Raw genomic sequence first — 18,418 nt, forward strand, 5'->3', positions numbered from 1 at the left:
TCCTATCCCAATCCAGCTTAACGCAAAAACCCGCCATCTATTTTCAATGTTTGACCTGCATGATAGCTTGCTAGAGGTCCCGCCAAATACATAACCGCTTCGGCTACCTCCTCAGCTGAGCCAAGCCTCCCGGCTGCCGTATGCTTTAAAAAATCAGCCATTTTCTCCGCTGGCACTCCTTGGGCCATTTCGGTCTCAATCATGCCTGGCGCAATAGCGCTAACTTGAATGTTTCGCGAGGCGTAAAGCCGGGCATACAGCTTCGTTAAGCCCATAATCGCGCCTTTGGATGCCGCATAATTCGTCTGGGCTTCGCGTCCGTAAATGCCGCTGACGGACACCATATTAATAATGGCGCCCTTCCCAAGGCGCAGCATATAGCTGACCGCCTCCTGCGAGCAGCAGCAGGTGCCGATAAAATTCGTATCCAGCACCTCATTCCACTGCTGCTCTTCCATAAATAGCGCCATTTGATCATTCGTACGTCCTGCATTGTTGACCAGCACATCCAGACGGCCATACGTATCGAAAACGTCCTTCATTACATTTGCTACAAAATGATGATCGCTGACAGAGCCTTTGTACAAACTAATCCGTCCGCCAGCTTCCTCAGCCTCGCCCCGCAGCTGCTCCGCCGCTTCATCATCCCGCACATAAATGCCGGCAACGACAGCTCCTTCTGCAAGGAATCGCAGGGCGATGGCCCGGCCAATGCCGCGTGTTACGCCAGTAATCAAAATGACGTGATCACGAAAGGTCATGGCCCTTCGGTCCCCTTCTGCTGGCTTGCCATAATCAGCTCGGCTATGGACTGGACATTTTTCAAATGAATTTTTAATTCATCGGCAGGAATTTGCTCCACCATTACCCCGTACAATTCTTCCATGCCTACCATTACCTCGAACGCTTCTACCGAATCCAGGCCCAGCCCATCGCCGAATAAAATCAAATCGTCTGTAATTTCCTCCGCTGTAATATCCTCAAGCTTAAGCCTGTCAATTAACAGCTGTTGCTTAATCGTCTGTTTAATCGTTTCCATGTCTAAAATCTGCTCTACGCTCATACGTATGCGCCTCCTTAGTATTAACCTTTTTTATGCGTGAAAATAGCTGCCGCGTGCCAGTGCCTGTCAATCGTTCCATGCGCTTACAACTGCCGCGCAGTAGCTGCCGTTGACCGTCGAGCTTATCGCTAACACATGCTGAAGCTGAGCCGTTTGCTGCGGCAAACCCAGATGGGCATAGGCGCCGCTCGCCACTTCACTTGCGGCTTTGCCGTTCACAAGCTCCGCAGCCGCAGCAAGATGCAGCATCGAGCTGTAGGATTCGCCGAAGCCGGCGCATTCATTGAAGCTAATAATGGGCGGCGTCTGGCCATGGGCGGCCAATGAAGATAGAGCGCGATGCTCGCCTTCTGTTTCATCAGGCCTGCCGACCGTATTCAGCAAAATCAGGTCAAGCTGCGCCATGCCAATTCCCGCTTCATTTAATGCTTCGGTTACCGCTTTGCAAAGCGTCGCTTCCTGCTGAGAAGCATTTGCCGCTGTTCCAAAGGCGGTGCCAAAGCCGCTTAATTCCGCATAAATGCCGGTCTGCCTTTGCCTCGCTTGCTCCAGATCACAAAGCACCATACAGACGCTGCCCTCTACCATCCGAAAGCGGCTCGCCTGCAAGCCTTTCGCACGGTCAATGTCGCTCGACAGCGCCGAGCGTTCATCTCCCGCTCCAATAAGGCAGGAGGACAACGTACGCTCGCGGATTTTGCCAGCAGCATACAGCGCTGCCGTCAGGCCCTCATTGCCTCCCGTGCTGAATGAGCTGTTGAAGCCCAGCAGCTTCAGCTTCTCCGCCGTCTGCCCGGCAATTGAATTAATGACCGTATGCGGAAAATAAATGCTGCTCGCATATTCCGGCCCTTTCACAAATACCGACTCCAAATATTGCGAAATGCTATCTGTACTGCCCCGGGCTGTGCCAAAAATAAAGCCGAGCTCTTCCTTCTCCGCCTCGGTTATTTGCGCGTCCCCCAGTGCAGCAAGTGCTGCTCCGATCGTATTTTGCGACAGCTGATTCATTCGGCGCTCATATTTGCTTTTGTCATACTCCTTCAGGGAAAAAGAGAATGCGCCGACTGCTTCTGAGGAAGCGTCCTCTGCAAGCCCATTCAGGATGCTGCCCTGATGAATATGGCCGCCTCCAACAGCGCCAAGCCCGGTAATGACAACCCGCCGCTTGGCGAGCTGGGCTATGCTTTCCGTATGCAGTATCGCTGCTTCACTCAAATCATCCGTCCGCAGCACTAATGAAACGTTGTGTCCGCCAAAGGCGGCATTATTGCTGACGATATACTTTGGACGCATCGGGCGCATGCTGTGCTGAATAATATCCGCCTCTTCGCAGCCTTCGCGCGCCGTGTCAAAATGCAGCGTTGCCGGCACATAGCCTTGCTTGATCGCATAAAGCGAAGTGACAAGCTCAAGGGCAGCAGCGGTACCTAGGCTGTGCCCAAAATACGCTTTGCTTGAGCTGACCGGAATGGTCAGCTGCTCGCCAAAGCTGCGTTTCAAACCGCTAATTTCCGCGCGGTCATTCGCCTGCGTTCCGGTGCCATGCGCGTTCACGTATTCAATATCCTGTTTGGCAACCTGCGCAAGGCTCAGGGCCATATCTACCGCCCGCTGCATCCCTGCGCCTTCCGGATGCGGAGCCGTCATATGATGGGCATCATTGCTCAGCCCATAGGCACATAGCTCCGCATAGATGGTCGCTCCGCGCGCAGCAGCGGCATCCATCCGCTCCAGCACGATAAATGCTGCGCCTTCGCCCAGATTAAGGCCAAAGCGGCTGCCAAACGGCGAGGATGGCAGCGGATTAAGCGCCCGGAGTACATTAAATCCGGCATATACACTATGCGACAGCGGATCTGAACCGCCTGCGAGCATGACATCGGCATATCCCCAGCGAATCATATCGCTGGCATAGCCGATTGCATTGCCACTAGCGGCACATGCCGTATTTAACGTCGCCACCGGTCCCTGCACGCCCAGCAGCCGCGCAGTATCATCCCCCTGCTGGTAAAAGGGATAATTAGCTGTATTTTCCTCATCCAGCGCCGACAAATCCCACTGCTTCTCCAGCGATAATATGCCGCCGTTGCACGTTCCAAGCGCCAGCCCAATTCTTGAGGCTGGGATCTGATGCGCAGCAGCAGTTGCAGTTGCAGCGACATCTGCTGAATCAACTGCTGCTGTCTGCACAGCGGAATCTCCTGGTGCTATAGTAAGGCCACTGCTGTGCAGCGCCTGCTTCGCAGCCGCAATGGCATACCGCGCACACCAGTCCATCGACTGATCCGCCGTATGTGCAAGTGCCGATTCCCGCCACGATTCTTCCAATTGTCCGGCAAGCGAGCTTAACAATGTGTCCGTCTTAAAACGGGTAACTGTCCCAATTCCTGTCTCTGACGCGAGCATTCGCTCAAAGACGGCCTGCGGCTCATTGCCCAGCGCGCACAATACGCCTATACCTGTTACCGCAATACGATGGGTGCGTTCATTGTCCTTCATGTTCATTCCCCCAAATCCCTACTTCAATGGCAAATAACTAATCCGCTTCTCGCTCGTCTTCCATGAATAAGGCGCAAGCCATTGCTGCGCGAGCTTCATCATGACAGGGGTCCCTCGGTTCACTGTAAAAATGCCGTAGGGAATGCCCGCTTCCAATTGAAGGCGGATCGACCTCGCCAGCATATGGAAAGCTAGACCTATCTGCTGATATTCCGGCGAAATGTATACCGCATCGTACAATATCGTCTCTTCGTTCAGCCGGTACGTCATCGACCAGCCCTTAATGCCCTGCTCCGAGCGTAACCCAAGGCTGTTGCTTGGCTCCAAAGGCGCAAAGGTTTTGAACGGCGACAGGAAATCTGGAAAAACAGCTGCCGCTGCTTCAATCGATTGCTTAAGCTCCTGTTCCTTCTTGTCTGCCCACAGAAACAGCTCCAAGCCGCTTGGCAAAGGCCGTTCCCGAAGCCAGCCTGCGCGGGCGATATCGCGATTAATATGGAAAACAACCGCATCGCATAATGGATGTGTCCAGCCTTCTTTTTGCAGCCAAGCTTCTATCGACTCCGTAGAGGACTTTCCGGAATAATAATAAACTTCAAGGCTTGCCATTTGCTTCTCAAGGCATAGGCTTCGCACTTCTCTCATTATGGAGGAGGCGATTGCCTTCCTGCGCCATGGCTTCGCTACGAACAGGCATTGCAATATCGCATGCTGCGCCCCTGCCCCTTCCCGCAGTTCCAGCACAGCCAAGCCTGCCGGCTCATCTCCCATTTCCGCCCCTATCAGCAAAAAGCGGCTTTGCCCTTGACCGCTCCTCTCGCTCTGCTCCAATTGCAAATAAAGCCACTGAAACATGAGCGGCTTGTATTTCAATCTGTCATTAGGCGCTAATCTCTTTATCTTGTACATGAGGTTCCTTTCTGGCTGACAGAAGTGAAGCTGTAGCGCAGTTAATAGATACATTAGCCGCCGTAATAATGGGATCGATAATCGGATTGATTGCCAGCAATAAAATGATCGTCACTTCAGCCGGAAGCTTCAGCATCCCTGCTATAATCGCGATCATGCCAATGGATACGACGCCCGGCGAACCTGCTCCTGCGATAGAAGTCAGCACAGCTCCGACCAGCACCAGCATCCACTGCATCATCGTAAAGTCGTATTCATACAATTGAGCGGTAAATGCAATGCCTAGCGTATAGACAAGCACCATGCTGTAACGGCACATAATCATGCCGATCGGTACAACCAGTTGAATCGCATGCGGCTGCAGCTGCAGCTCTTTGCTTAAAGCATGCATGCAGGATGGAACGGTAGCAATGCTGTTTCGCGTGCCAAATGCTAAAATAAGCGACTCCTTCAAAGCGCTGATGACCACCTTGACCGGCTGGCGCAATTGCATTGATAATGCGGCGACGGAGACGATAATTAAAACGACGCTAACGAGATAAAACATCATAATCAGCTTGAGCATGGCGGGCAAAATGTCCAAGTTCAACGTGGCAAACTGACCCGCCATCATGCAAAACAAAGCAAACGGCAGCGCGTACATCGACCAGGAAATCGCCTTTTGAAAAGCACGGAACAGCACATCCGCCAGCTGCAGCACATCTTCCCCTTGACTCGTTCGCATCATGCCAACGGCTACGCCGACGATAACGGAGAAAAACAAAATTTGCAGCGTATTGTTTTCCATCAGTGCTGTAAAAATATTAGACGGGATCATATCGAGCAAAAACAGCAAAATCCCTTGCGACTTCTCCTCTTCTACAGTCGCTCCATTTGTACTGGAGTCGTTGACGATCGCACCAAGCACCTGCTTCGATTGCTCCGGCAATCCGGCCCCCGGATGTCCGATTTCTCCAAATACCAGCCCGAATACGCCGGAAATGACGAGTGCAGCGGCATAGACGAGGCACATGCGTCCAATCGTTTTCATGGCGCCGCTATTGATGAATAAGCTGCCGATGCTGGAAATAATGGCGGTCATCATAATCGGAATGACACACATTTTCAGGAAGGATAAATAAAGATCGCCGAAATCCGCTACAGAATGAGCGATACTTGGCGCATAGAGGCCAGTAGCTATACCCGACACCATGCACAGCATAATCATCCAGAAAGACTTGATCCATTTGAATGACAAAACAGACACAACCGACACACAAGCACCCTCTTGTTAGGCATTGCGACGAAGCAGCCTCCGCTGGAAACCGCGGGCACTCGCTGGCAAGCAGCTGTCCCTCTCATCGCTTCTCTATAAATTTGGAGTGACATCGTGCCTCAGCGGCGGATATCACTCCAATGCAAGCTCTATTTAAGTATGAAAGGAATAAAGGAATTAAGCATTTCTGATTTGGTCAGCTGTTGCATTACCGATATTTTCGCCAACGCGGATTGCTGTGTTAGCTGCATTTTCGGCAATAGAGCCTACGCCATTAAAGAAATCATTAGCTCCCGATTTGCTGCCGCCAGCAACGGATTCCAGTTCTGTTTCTGTCAGTTCATCAGCCGCGCCGCGTACTTCCGGCAGTACGATTGTCGCGTGGTAGCCAGTTGCATCAACGATGTTGATTTTAAATTCTTGTGGAACCTCATGTCCTGTTGCTGCTTTAATTGCTGCGTAGATGTCGCTTACTGCAAGCGCGCGGAATTCTGCATCCGAATTCGCTTTCGTGATTACTGCATTTACCGTATCCGTAACTTGCTGTTCATTCCAACTCATGATTTAATTCCTCCAATAAATGTAGTTTTGTTTCTTACAGGTATTAGAATAACAGCCCAGCTTCAATCTGCTCTCAACTCTCGTTCAATTTTAGTTCAATTGTTACGCCAATTGGCGGCTGGCAAGCTCCGCGAACAAGCCCTGCTGCTGCAGCAGCTCCTCATAAGTGCCGGATTGAATAATTCGCCCTTTATCAAACACATAAATGTGATCAGCCTGCGTAATCGTGCTCAAACGATGGGCAATGACGATCCTCGTCACCTGCAATTTGGTCAAGCTTTGGCTGACGATGCTTTGCGTCCGGTTGTCCAGCGCACTCGTAGCCTCGTCAAAAAAGAGAATTTTCGGCCGCTTGGCAATCGCTCTCGCAATCATTAGGCGCTGGCGCTGCCCGCCGGAAAGCGTGCCTCCGCCTTCGGATATAACCGTATGCATCGCCATCGGCATGCTGCGGATATCGTCATCAAAGCCCGCCATCTCCGCTGCTTCCCAAGCATCCTGAAGCGTCAAATCGGAGGTGCCAATAATATTGGTGAAAATATCGCCGGACATCAGCTTGCTGTTTTGCAAAACAACGCCAAACTGGCTCCTCAGCAGCCCCACATCAAGCGAGCGCAAATCCTGTCCGTCAAAATAAACCGAGCCGCCTTGAGGCTGCTCAAAACCAAGCAATAGCCGCATAAGCGTGGACTTGCCGCAGCCGGAAGCACCGACGAAGGCGACATACTGCCCTGCTTTAATGTTCATCGACAGATCATTCAGCACAAGCGGCTGATCCTCAGCATAGCGAAACTGGATATGGCGAATTTCAATCGCCCCGCTCACTTCGCCCGGATCTTCCAGCTGATCATGCATTTCGGGCAGCGTCCTTAAAATCGGCTTCGCCCGCTCATACAGCGGCACGATATGCACGACCGACAGCAGCGCGGAAGCCATCGCCAGCATCGCCATTAGAAAGCTGGAGAAGGCGGAGAAGAAAGCGATAAATTGTCCCGCCGACAGCGCGGAATTGCTGGAAACGACCAAATAAAACAACACCATGGAGGTGACCAAGGGGAAAAAGGATTGAAACACGCTGGAGTAGTTATCCAGCATTCTAACCTTGAAGGACAATTTCTTTTGCTCCGCAAACGCTCTTGCCCATAAGAAGAAAGCGCGGTTTTCCGCCGCCGCCATGCGAAATTTGCTAATGCCGTTCAGCAGCTGGAGCACTGTGCCGGAAATACGTCCTTGAATATCCAGCAGCCTGCGCTGGTAACGAATTTGCAGCAAGCCAATGGTAACCGTAAACGTCATGGAAATGAGCACAAGACCCCCGGCCACTAAAGCAAGACTCGGGCTGTAACGAAACAGCAGCGCATATTGAAAAATAGAAAATACACCCGTCAGCAGCGAGCCCAAAACCGCCCCTGATAAAAGCTGCCTGATCGTATTTATGCTGCTCGCTCTCGATGCCAAATCGCCAGCGGTATAGTTGCGGAAAAAGGATACCGGCAAATTCAGCAGCCGATCCCAAATCGCCGCCTGAATCGAGCTTTCTACCCGTCCCTCCATTCGCATCGAAGCGAGCGACCCCGCCAGCCGGAACAAGGCAATCGACAGGACGGCAGAGACGAGAATCAGCGCCATCTGGACGAGCGGTCCGCGATAAGATTCCGGTATAATCGTATCTACCAATATGCCGGTAGCAACCGGCAGCATAATGCCTAGCAAGCCGGCTAACGCACCCATGAGCAGAACCATAATGAGATCCCGCCGAATCGAATGATGCGTGCCAAACTGCAAAATGTCTTTTATGCCGAGCACACGAGCTGGAAACGTTCGATAAAACATATAAGCCATCGGCTCAAGGCCCGCCGCCATATCGGCATGAACGATGCCTTTTTCGCCGCTAAGCGGATTTTCCCACGTGTAGGAGCCGGCAGAAGCCGGAATCAGGGCAACGGGCTCACGGGATAATTCCATGAACGCGACCAGCGGCCCGTTATCCTCCTTCCACCATTCCCCTTTGAGTACGACCTTGCGGGAGCGGACGCCAGAGGATTCAGCCAGTTCCTGAATAGGTGAACGCTGCGACTGTTTTTTAAGCTTTCTGCCTACAGGCCTGATGACGATGCTGGCATATTCGCCGACGATGCGGCAGGCCATAAACAGCGGATCGGTTGAATGGAAAGCAGCAGCTCGCTGATCTTCCGGTCCTGTAACGGCAAGCAAGCGCTTGAGCGCATGATCCATTAGCGAATCGTCATGCTCTGTTCGCCGAAGCAGGCGTTCATGCTCCTGCAGCCGCTCCTTCGTCAACAGCACAGCCAGGCGGCTTGCAATTAATTGATGAAATGCATATAAGCCTTGCAGCTGCTGATCATTTTGCAGCCAATCAAGCGTGCTCCGCAATTCGAGCTCCGCAGCCTGCTTCGTTTCCAGCCAGCTGGAGGAGGTCACGGGTATGTAATAGGGCTCCTCCGCTGTAATCGGATGTTCGGATACCCAGTAAACGACGCCGTCACGTATTTTCACCCATACCGTTTGCAGAGACCGCCAGGTTTGATCGGGTGCCAGCTCAAGGTGCTCGCTTTGCTCCAGCAGCTCAAACTCCGGCGGGGCATTCCGCACACTCAGCGCCGCTGACCAGCAGCCTACCCATTGATCAATTAAAGGGCCAAGTTTCTCGTCGCTCAGCCTGTATTCCGCCCTGCGGCTCATAAACATATCCCGGTTCATTTGGAATACCTTCGTGCCTACGGATGCTGTCAGCAGCAAGCCCGCTTTCTCTACCCCTGCATAATCCTCAAAACCGAATAGGAGAGCCCCTTCCTCCAAACTGAATAAATAGCGCCGCTTGTTTCTCGTCCCGCCATTTTCAAGCTCAAGGGTCACGGCGAAAATATCCACATAACCGGAATCGACGTACCATACATCATTTTGATCGGTTATTAGGATCGGTCTGTTGCCTTCCACCTCATGACAGGCACCGTATTCTTCAAAAAATGAATGCAGGTTGAATTTTATTGCTTCAGCCACTTTTCCACCTCCTTTTCGCACCATGTCTATTGATTTTGAATGAGACGGGTATAATAGCCATTTCGTTCCATGAGAGAAGTATGCGTGCCCCGTTCAATAATCTTTCCGCGCTCCAGCACAACGATCTCATCCGCATCCCGGATGGTGCTGAGCCTATGGGCCACCGTAATACAGGTCAAGCCTCTGCGCCTCAGACTATCGTCTACCTTTTTCTCCGTTGCCGGATCCAGCGCGCTTGTCGCCTCATCCAAAATAACAATCGATGGGTTGCCAGCCAGCGCCCGTGCAATTTCCAGACGCTGGCGCTGCCCCCCGCTGAAATTGCCGCCATTTTCCGAAATCATATGCTCATAACCGCCGCTGCGCTCCGCAATATGATCATGGATCACCGCATCCTTTGCAGCCCGAACAACGTCTATCTCCGGTATGGTAGAATCCCAAAAGGTAATATTCTCTTTAATCGTTCCTTCCAGCAGCACAATGTCCTGATCGACAACGGCAAGCGAATTGCCCATCCGATTGCGGGAAATTTCATCGCGTTTTAACCCGTCGAAGCGGATATCGCCGTCCCACGGTTCGTAAATGCCGGCAATCAGCTTCGCAATCGTCGATTTTCCGCTGCCGGAGCCGCCAACCAATGCGACCTTCATTCCCGGCTGAATCGATAAATTAAACCGGTCAATCAGCGGACCTTCCAGCTTGCTGTAGCCATACGTCAAATTGCTAATTTCAATTTGCCCCGATAGCTTCGCCATATCAGGCGACTCAGAAGCCTGCTCCTGATTTTGCTGCATTTGTCTATCAATCGGATATTGCAGCACATCATCCAGCCGCTTCATGCTTCCTCCCGCTTCTTGAATCGTGCCCGCCAGCGCAACCATTTCGTTGACCGGCTGACTGAAGCTTGCGGCAAGACTTTGGAAGGCGACCAGCGAGCCGATGGTCAGCGCCCCATCCATAACCTGAAAGCCGCCGAGAAACAAAGTCGCAATGGCGCTTAGACTCGTCAGCAAAGCAGGAACGGCCATTAGAAACTGATTCGACACCCCAAACTGCTGGGTGGAATTAAGCAGCTTCGCCTGGTAGCCCGACCATTTGACGAAAAAGTCCGCCTCGGAGCTGTTCGATTTCAACGTCTCAATGACTTGAAGTCCATTCATGGATACGCCTTGCATCTTGCCAGCCTCCTGCAGCAGGCGCAAATTTTGATCGTTGCGTTTGCGAGTAATAAACCGCATGAACACAAGGTTAAGCAGGGAAGCCCCGATAGCGATGCCGGTCAACACTATGCTGTATTGCAGCATCAGCAGCAAATAAAATACAATCATGACGCAGTTGAGCGCCGCTACAGCAAGCTGCCCGGAAAGCAGTTGGGCAACGCGGTCGTTAATGGCAACTCTTGCCGCAATATCTCCACTGAACCGCTGGGAGAAAAACTCAATCGGCAGCCGCAGCACATGCCAGAAAAAACGGCTGGATGAGCTTAGAGCAAGCTTCATTTCCAGCCTGAGCAAGTAATAGCGCTGCAGCCACGTCAGAAACGCCCGGAGCAAAGCGGTCAGCCCCATGCCGATAAGCAGCGGGAACAGCCAATTTTTCAAATTGCCCAGCAATACTTGGTCAATAAACACCTTACTGAACACCGGAATAACTAGGCCCGGCAATACGAGAAATAATCCAGCCACTATGGCGAAGATGAGCGCCTTTTCCGACCCTTTGATTCGGCTGGACAGCGAGCTTAGCACACTTGGCGCTTTCCCTTGACGGACATACGTAGGGGATGGCTTAATTGCAATGGCAACGCCGGTAAAAGATTGGTCAAACTCCTCGAATGTAATTTCACGGGGACCCGTGACCGGATCATTCAAAAACACGCGATCGTTATGAATGCCCTCCAGTACAAGGAAATGATTGAAATTCCAGTGGATGATCAGCGGCCATTCCATCGTTTTTAGATCTTCCGGATTTTTGCGATACCCTTTCGCTTCCATGCCGTATTGGCGCGCTGCCTTGAGCACATTGCTGGCCTTGCTTCCATCCCGGGAGACACCGCAGGCAATTCGCAGCTCCTCAAGCGGAATGAAGCTCTTGTAATAAGCGAGCACGATAGCAAGTGAAGCCGCTCCGCACTCTACGGCCTCCATTTGCAATACGGTTGGCGTCTTTACTCTTTTTGAGGCCACGAATCCGCTCTCCTCTGTTAGGCGTGGTTAAAAGAGGCTGCGCTGCATGAAAAGATAGGGCCTCCGATCGCCATTAGCCTTGAATTTCTATGAATATACCCGTGTCCGGGGAAATTCAAGGCTAAAAGCGAACACTTGCGTTTCTCCAGCCCAAACTTTTCATTCCGCTGCGCCTTTTTCACCGCGCCCTTCTTAATTATTTAAAATATGGAATGACGGTCGCAATTGGGCGCTGCGAGCTGACCGTGATGGAACCATCGACCATCATGCCGCTGTTCAGCCGAACGGGCGGACCTTGCTCCGTCGTCCAGCTGTACCCGCTTGCCATCTCGGAATTAGGGGCAAGATTGACGCGAATTTCAAGCGATACGCCCTGCGACGCCATTTGCTGTACAAGACCTTCATTGCCCAGCGTAGACATCATTCCCTGCACCGTTACTGGAAACTCGGATACCGAGACGACCTGCCCAACCAGCGAGCCAAATTCTTCGCGGTTAATGGAGCCTGGCGAAACGCGTACCTCCATGCCCGGAAGCAGCTGCCTGCCCTGACTGACCGGCACATACAGCACGGCAATCAATTCATCCGTCTGCACGCCGTACGTTTCCAGCCGGATAATATCAGAGCCGTCACCAATGTAATTGCCGGTTTTCACCAAAACCTCTTTCACTTTGCCCGTATACGGGCTTATTACTCTTGTGCTGTATTCATAGCCGAGCTGCTGCTGCTCGAGCTGCTGCTTCAGGCTTTTAAGCTCCGCTACACGGCCTGCCCTGTCTTCAGCTGTCGCCCCTTCAAGGCTCGCAATGGCAAGCTTAGTCTGTTTAATTTGCTCCAGCAGCTCCGGCTGCTCCATCCGGCCAATGACCTCGCCTTGCTTCACCGTGTCATTTTCGACCACACGAATATCAGACATCGCTCCTGCCGCAGAGGCATGAACCGTTTTCAGTCCGCCTGGGCGAATGAGTACACCCGGCCCATCCGCTTTGACGGTCATTGTGCCGAATATCCCCCAATACAAGGCGGCGACAATGAGCAAGCCTACACCCGTGAGCATAAGCCAGCCGCGAGGCGAGGTTACCCGAACCAAATTGTCGAGCTGCTCCGGGGAAGACAGCCGCTCAAGTGCCACTTTACGAAAAACATGATTATTCATCGCTACCTCCCAAGTGTTGAAGCCTAACACTGCCTTACAATGGATTTGGAAGGAGCACCTCATCCAGACGATTGAAGGTTCCTGCCTCCAGCTTTTTCATGACGATGCTCATGCCCTGAACGTCGCCCTCTGCATCGAAGGAATGCTGGCCTGTGACCCCTTCCCAGCCCTTCAGCTCGGACAGCGCGGCAGCTATCGCTTTCGGGCTGCGGGAGCCCGCTTTCTCGATGCCGTCAGCAAGCAGCCTCAGCGAATCGTAGGCCTGTGCAGCCCATTTGCCCGGCTCCTTCCCATATTTGTCGATATACTGCTGCCGGAAGCTTTGATTAAGCTCGGAAGGTCCAAGCTCATAATAAACGGAAGCGACAATCGTTCCTTCCACCGCTTCACCCGCTTTGGCAAATTCCGCCGAATCCAGCGCATCGCCGCCAATGACGGGAATATCCATGCCAGCTGCGCGAATGGCTTTTACGAAGGAGATTCCTTCGCTTGCCCTCGCGGCCACCATAATAAGATCGCTATCAAGCGTTTTCCACTTATCGACAATGCGCAAAATATCAGCCGTATCCTTATAGCCTGATAGACGGTCAACGACGCGAAGCCCCGACTGGGATGCCTGATCTTCGAAAGCATTCGCCAGTCCTCTTCCATACTCGTCGTCCGTATAATAAATCGCTATATTCCGGTGCTTCGTTCCTCCTGCGTACATGGCAAGCGCCTGTCCAAGCTGATTATCATTAGGAATATTGCGGAAAATATAAGAGCTGTTCACATCAGTCAGCTTCGGTGATGTTGATGCCGGCGTCAGCAGCACAATGCCCGCATGCGCATAAATGCGTGATGCCGGTACCGTTACTGAAGAACCACGATGGCCGATGACTGCACTGACAGCAGGGTTATCCGCAAATTGCTGCGCAATCGCCATGCCTTTTGTCGTAGAGGCTTCATCATCCATTTCCATCAGCTGGATTTTCTTTCCGCCCAGAACACCTTTCTGATTGATTTGCTCAAGCGCCAATTGAAGACCTTCATGGAATTGATCGTTCTGCTGCTCAAATGGCCATACCGCTCCAATGACCACCTCGCCAGACGAGCTGCTAAGCGCCCGCTCCCGAGCTTGATCCGGTTCGGAGGCCGAAGCGCATCCGCTTATCGTCAGCGCGATTCCGAGCAGTGCGATTTTCCATAACAGCCCCTTTCGGCGTGTTTCCCCAATAACATTCACTAGGCTATCTCCCTTCAAAACTAAACCTGACTAAACCTTTATACCTATCAAGTCCTACTGCCCTACATTATAAAATAGCCCAAAATGTTAAACCATCAATTCAAAGTCAAGATAACCTCAATTTCATTTAAAATCTGATTTATCCAATCGACATATTTTTGCGAACATGAGATACTTAAAACAGGATAATTTTGAGACTTTCGGCAGGGTATGCCGCTGCTAGAGAAGAGAAATCTACTCGCTCGCAACCAGCAAGCTATACAAGAGGAGAATGGCTATCTTATGTCTTCAAAGAATACGATTTTGATCGTGGATGACGATCATGAAATTAATGAATTGCTGACCATGTCTCTGAAAAGGGAAGGGTTTCATACGCTCTCTGCCTACAATGGGGTGGATGCCCTTAGAGCCGCGCAGGAGCATGCTCCTGATCTGGTGCTGCTCGATGTGCTGCTGCCAGGCATGGACGGTTTTCAAATTTGCAGCGAAATTCGCAAAACGAGCAATGTGCCGATTTTGTTCGTCAGCTGCAAGGATGAGGATATTGATAAAGTGCTGGGGCTTGGCCTTGGAGGGGATGACTTCATTTCGAAGCCGTTTAGCCCGATTGAGCTAATCGCCAGAGTTAAAGCACATATCCGAAGAAGCAATTTGCTGCATAAGCACGAAGAGGTATCCGATAAAACGTTAAAATTTGATCAATTGCTCATTGATCCTGCCACCCACCTTGTGCTCGTGGACAACAAGCCCGTTTCCCTATCGGCCAAGGAATTCAAGCTGCTGTTCCATCTCGCTAAAAATCCAAATCGGGTATACAAAAACGAACAGCTCTTCTCGCTGCTCTGGGATGATGTTCATATGGGAGATACGCATACCGTCATGGTACATATTTATAATTTGCGAAAAAAACTGGAGAAAAATCCAGCAAAGCCGCATTATATCCGCACCATTCGCGGCGTCGGCTATAAGTTCAACGACAAGCCTGCCGAAGCCAATGAGTAAATGGGATGGCATCGGTTCATTTTTATTCATCCCGCAGTATAAATTCCCTCTCATTTAATCTAAAAGCCCAATATTATTTCATTGTTGGATATGGTAGAATTCATAACATATAAGTGAAAGAAGCCATTTTCGTCTACTACACAGGGGGCTGCAATGAGCGTTTCCATTATTGTCTTTGCCGAGCGAATGAACAGGCTCCATTTTTGTATCCAAAGCATTCAATTGCATACAGCTTATCCTTATGAGCTGATTGTAATCAATGAGCTGGATGACCCTTCCGGACTTGAGCGATATAAGGGCATGCCGGGATTTCGCTGCTTAACTTGGCCTGGCTCACTCAGCGCTGCCGAAGGGTTCCAAATCGGAGCTTCCCTGGCTGAAGGCGAATTATTAGTATTTATGCATGATTATATCGCGGTGACCAGCCAGTGGCTGGCCGATCTTGCTGGGTGTCTGGAAGATAACCGCAGCCTTGCGGTTATTAGTCCTATGATGAATGACATAACCGGGGAGCAGCGGCTGGAATACGATTACTCTGATATCGCCTCGCTTTATACGCTGGCAAAAGGAAGACGTGCGCTTCGTTCACGCGGAATCCGCAAAGTGAACACGCTGGCGGGACCCTTGCTCGTCATACGCAAGAGCGCCTTCATCGAAATGCGCGGTTTTTATTTTCAGCCTGAACAGGGCAGCCTTGCTTTTTCAACTGTTGGCCTAGATGCCATTCCGGCTGGCTACGAGCTGGCTGTCGCCCAAGATTACACGGTCATTAATCTTCTCCCTACTGAACACGACGATCATAAACCACCTCAGACCCACCCTCCAATTCTCAATCGTCCCTTTACCGTAAGCCTATGCATGATTGTAAAAAATGAAGAGCAGACCCTTGCGCGCTGCTTGTCCAGCGTCAATGCTGCCGTCGATGAAATTATTATCGTCGATACAGGCTCAATCGATAAAACCAAAGCCATCGCTAGTGATTTTACCGATAGCATCTATGATTTTGCCTGGGTGAATGATTTTGCCAAGGCGCGTAATTATGCTTTCAGTAAGGCGAAGATGGACTACATTTTTTGGCTGGATGCTGACGATGTGCTGCTGCCTGAGGATACCCAGCTGCTGCTGCAAACCTTGTCCGAGCTGACTTCAGATGTGGATGCCGTGTCCATGCCGTATCATCTTTCGTTTGATGATGACGGCAATGTTTCCAGCAGCTTGCGCCGCAACCGTATCGTGAGAAGAGAACGAGGCTTCCAATGGATTGGACAAGTTCACGAATATTTGGCCGTACATGGAGAAATCCGTAAGTCTGATGCGGCCGTTACCCATCGACGCGAGCATTCCCAGTCCATGCGCAATCTGCTCATTTATGAGGAGCGGGAGCAGAGCGGGGAACGCTTTTCGGCACGCGATCTTTTTTATTATGGAAATGAGCTGAAAGATCACAAGCTGTGGGATCGCGCCATATCCCAGTACAAAAAGATGCTGGACCAAGGAGAAGGCTGGCAGGACGATAACATCGCTGCATGCGGAAACGCTGCGGATGCTTTTCATGCTTTGGGGAAGCTGGGCGAAGCACGAAAAATGGTGCTGCAATCCTTCACCTATGCCTCACCCAGACCGGAAAACTGCTGCCGCCTCGGTTTTTATCATATGGAGGAGGGTGACTATGCCGGGGCTATCTCGTGGTACAAGCAGGCGCTGCACATCCCTTCCTTCCTTCAAACCAATTCGCTTCAGGCACACGGCTGCCGGACTTGGGTGCCTCACTTGCAGCTATGCGTATGCTACGATCGTTTAAATATGCCGGAGCTAGCGCGGATGCATAACGAGGAGGCCGCTGTATTTGTTCCGAATCATGAAAGCGTATTGCGGAACAGGCTCTATTTTGCTGAACACTTAGTTAGTCATTAGCTTCCGTTGAATAACCAATTTACATATAAGCAGGACATTATACGAAAATGAGGGTGAGTTAAAATGAATGACCGTTTGTTGAAGAAGGAAATGCGCAAATACCGCAAAGCGGCGCAGCAGAGCAATTCATTACGTCAAAGCGCTTCCAAGGTTTTACTCGCTTTAGGAGCTGTAGGCTCCATGACTGGCACGGTATCGGGACTTGGCATTTCTGGTGTCCATGCAGCAGCAGCTGAGCCTTTCCGGTTCAGCGATGTCCCGCAAAGCTCATGGGCTTACCCGGCGGTCATGAAGCTAAGCGCGATGGGGATTATCAGCAATAATAAACAAAATTTATTTTATCCCAATGAAAAAATGACCTATGAGGAAGCGCTCATTATGACGCTCCGGCTTAAGGGTGTGGAAACGCCCCCGAAAAGCGCAGCGAAGTCTCCGCTTTCAGCCAGCCTATGGGCTCAGGATTGGATTGCTTTAGCTATTGAACAAGGTATTATTGTACCAGAGGAAGAGAAGGCGGCCTCCGAAACTTGGGGCAAAACGAATGTCTCCCGCGAGTGGTTGATGAAAGTGATTGTCCGGGCACTCGGCCAAGAAGCATCAGCCATTAAGCTTACAAGCAGCAAGCCCTCCTTTGTTGACGCTAAAAAAATATCTCCTGCCTATTTGGGTTATGTAAATGCCGCCATTAAACTTGGTGTTGCAAGTGGGTATGCAGATCGTACCTTCCGTCCGGAAATCAGCGTTACTCGACTGGAAATGGCTGCTATCGTAGCAAACGCCGAGCTTTATGCGAACCAGACCGATAAAGTCGTCCGCGGCATGCTCGTCCGTTTATCTGCGAACGATATCACTTTATTTTCCGACAGTGGCGAATCCATTCATTTTGAAATCAATGCAGGCACGGTTGTACAGGGCACGCAGCTTCAGCCCGGACAGATGATTGCGGTCGTCTATACGGGAGAAACTGCCTTCTATGTGGAACCGAGCGCCAGCCTGTCTTTCATCGAAAGACAAAATCAACAGGCGCAGCAGGATTGGCTGAAATCTATTTTTGAAGGCATTGTCGTTTTTGATGCCAGCCAAGCTGCTACTTATGAGAAATATCAAGTAGTTACTTATAGCGGCAGCACCTATGTGGTGGTGAAATCTCCACCCGCCGGGCTGCCGAACAACTCAGCTGATTATATGGTTCTTGCAGCCGCAGGAGCGAATGGCTCATCTGGAGGTGCAGGCGCGGCCGGTGCAACAGGTGCTACTGGGGTAACGGGTGCTACTGGCGTTACAGGGGCTATCGGAGCTACTGGAGCTCAGGGCGTTCAGGGTAATACTGGTGCTACAGGAGCTACTGGTGCTCAGGGCGTTCAGGGTAATACTGGTGCTACAGGAGCTACTGGTGCTCAAGGAGTTACTGGCGCCACTGGAGTTACTGGAGCTCAGGGCGTTCAGGGTAATACTGGTGCTACAGGAGCTACTGGTGCTCAAGGAGTTACTGGCGCCACTGGACCGACTGGTGCTCAGGGCATTCAAGGAGTTACTGGCGCTACCGGCGCTACAGGAGCTACAGGTTCTTAACGTTTTTATGTATCGTTTCAAGTGATATCGCGGTGTCGACTATAAAATGCGAAAA

The 18,418-nt window shown here is 51.3% G+C and carries 13 protein-coding genes; 3 read left to right on the top strand and 10 right to left on the bottom strand.

Going from position 1 to position 18,418, the window contains the following annotated elements:
• Window positions 1–17: 17 nt before the first annotated feature.
• The 10 genes from AC50Y5_RS20675 to AC50Y5_RS20720 form a co-directional block, all read right to left on the bottom strand.
• A complete protein-coding gene (locus tag AC50Y5_RS20675) occupies window positions 18–761 on the bottom strand; it encodes an SDR family oxidoreductase (RefSeq protein WP_494863427.1) in 744 nt (247 codons plus the stop codon).
• The gene (locus AC50Y5_RS20680; protein WP_056040947.1) at window positions 758–1,063 is read right to left on the bottom strand and encodes a phosphopantetheine-binding protein; all 306 of its coding nucleotides are present in this window, start codon (window positions 1,061–1,063) and stop codon (window positions 758–760) included. The genes AC50Y5_RS20675 and AC50Y5_RS20680 overlap by 4 nt, the downstream gene beginning before the upstream one ends.
• A 66-nt stretch (window positions 1,064–1,129) precedes the next feature.
• Window positions 1,130–3,565 (bottom strand): beta-ketoacyl synthase N-terminal-like domain-containing protein, encoded by a 2,436-nt coding sequence (locus AC50Y5_RS20685; protein WP_494863429.1) that lies wholly within the window; start codon window positions 3,563–3,565, stop codon window positions 1,130–1,132.
• A gap of 18 nt (window positions 3,566–3,583) precedes the next feature.
• The gene (locus tag AC50Y5_RS20690) at window positions 3,584–4,474 is read right to left on the bottom strand and encodes a GNAT family N-acetyltransferase (protein WP_494863431.1); all 891 of its coding nucleotides are present in this window, start codon (window positions 4,472–4,474) and stop codon (window positions 3,584–3,586) included.
• Window positions 4,446–5,729: a dicarboxylate/amino acid:cation symporter gene (locus tag AC50Y5_RS20695; RefSeq protein ID WP_494863434.1), complete on the bottom strand. Its 1,284-nt coding sequence runs from the start codon at window positions 5,727–5,729 to the stop codon at window positions 4,446–4,448. The genes AC50Y5_RS20690 and AC50Y5_RS20695 overlap by 29 nt, the downstream gene beginning before the upstream one ends.
• A 177-nt stretch (window positions 5,730–5,906) precedes the next feature.
• The gene (locus AC50Y5_RS20700; RefSeq protein ID WP_056040939.1) at window positions 5,907–6,290 is read right to left on the bottom strand and encodes a hypothetical protein; all 384 of its coding nucleotides are present in this window, start codon (window positions 6,288–6,290) and stop codon (window positions 5,907–5,909) included.
• Window positions 6,291–6,392: 102 nt separating this feature from the next.
• Window positions 6,393–9,311 (bottom strand): NHLP bacteriocin export ABC transporter permease/ATPase subunit, encoded by a 2,919-nt coding sequence (locus AC50Y5_RS20705; protein ID WP_494863439.1) that lies wholly within the window; start codon window positions 9,309–9,311, stop codon window positions 6,393–6,395.
• 26 nt (window positions 9,312–9,337) lie between these two features.
• On the bottom strand, window positions 9,338–11,494 hold the full coding sequence (locus AC50Y5_RS20710; protein WP_081419050.1) for an NHLP family bacteriocin export ABC transporter peptidase/permease/ATPase subunit: 2,157 nt from the start codon (window positions 11,492–11,494) through the stop codon (window positions 9,338–9,340).
• A gap of 196 nt (window positions 11,495–11,690) precedes the next feature.
• Window positions 11,691–12,650, bottom strand: coding sequence for an NHLP bacteriocin system secretion protein (locus AC50Y5_RS20715; RefSeq protein WP_056040934.1), 960 nt, complete (start codon window positions 12,648–12,650; stop codon window positions 11,691–11,693).
• A gap of 34 nt (window positions 12,651–12,684) precedes the next feature.
• A complete protein-coding gene (locus AC50Y5_RS20720) occupies window positions 12,685–13,875 on the bottom strand; it encodes an ABC transporter substrate-binding protein (RefSeq protein ID WP_494863441.1) in 1,191 nt (396 codons plus the stop codon).
• A 282-nt stretch (window positions 13,876–14,157) separates the two neighbouring features.
• Here AC50Y5_RS20720 and AC50Y5_RS20725 point away from each other — a divergent pair, with 282 nt between their 5' ends.
• The 3 genes from AC50Y5_RS20725 to AC50Y5_RS20735 all read left to right on the top strand — a co-directional run bounded on the left by AC50Y5_RS20725 (window position 14,158) and on the right by AC50Y5_RS20735 (window position 18,363).
• Entirely contained in the window at window positions 14,158–14,877 is a 720-nt protein-coding gene (locus AC50Y5_RS20725; protein ID WP_494863443.1) for a response regulator transcription factor, read from the top strand.
• Window positions 14,878–15,030: 153 nt separating this feature from the next.
• The gene (locus AC50Y5_RS20730; protein ID WP_494863445.1) at window positions 15,031–16,791 is read left to right on the top strand and encodes a glycosyltransferase; all 1,761 of its coding nucleotides are present in this window, start codon (window positions 15,031–15,033) and stop codon (window positions 16,789–16,791) included.
• Window positions 16,792–16,854: 63 nt separating this feature from the next.
• Window positions 16,855–18,363: an S-layer homology domain-containing protein gene (locus AC50Y5_RS20735; protein WP_494863447.1), complete on the top strand. Its 1,509-nt coding sequence runs from the start codon at window positions 16,855–16,857 to the stop codon at window positions 18,361–18,363.
• Window positions 18,364–18,418 lie beyond the last annotated feature (55 nt).

The sequence above is a fragment of the Paenibacillus sp. JT22N7 genome (assembly GCF_059383875.1).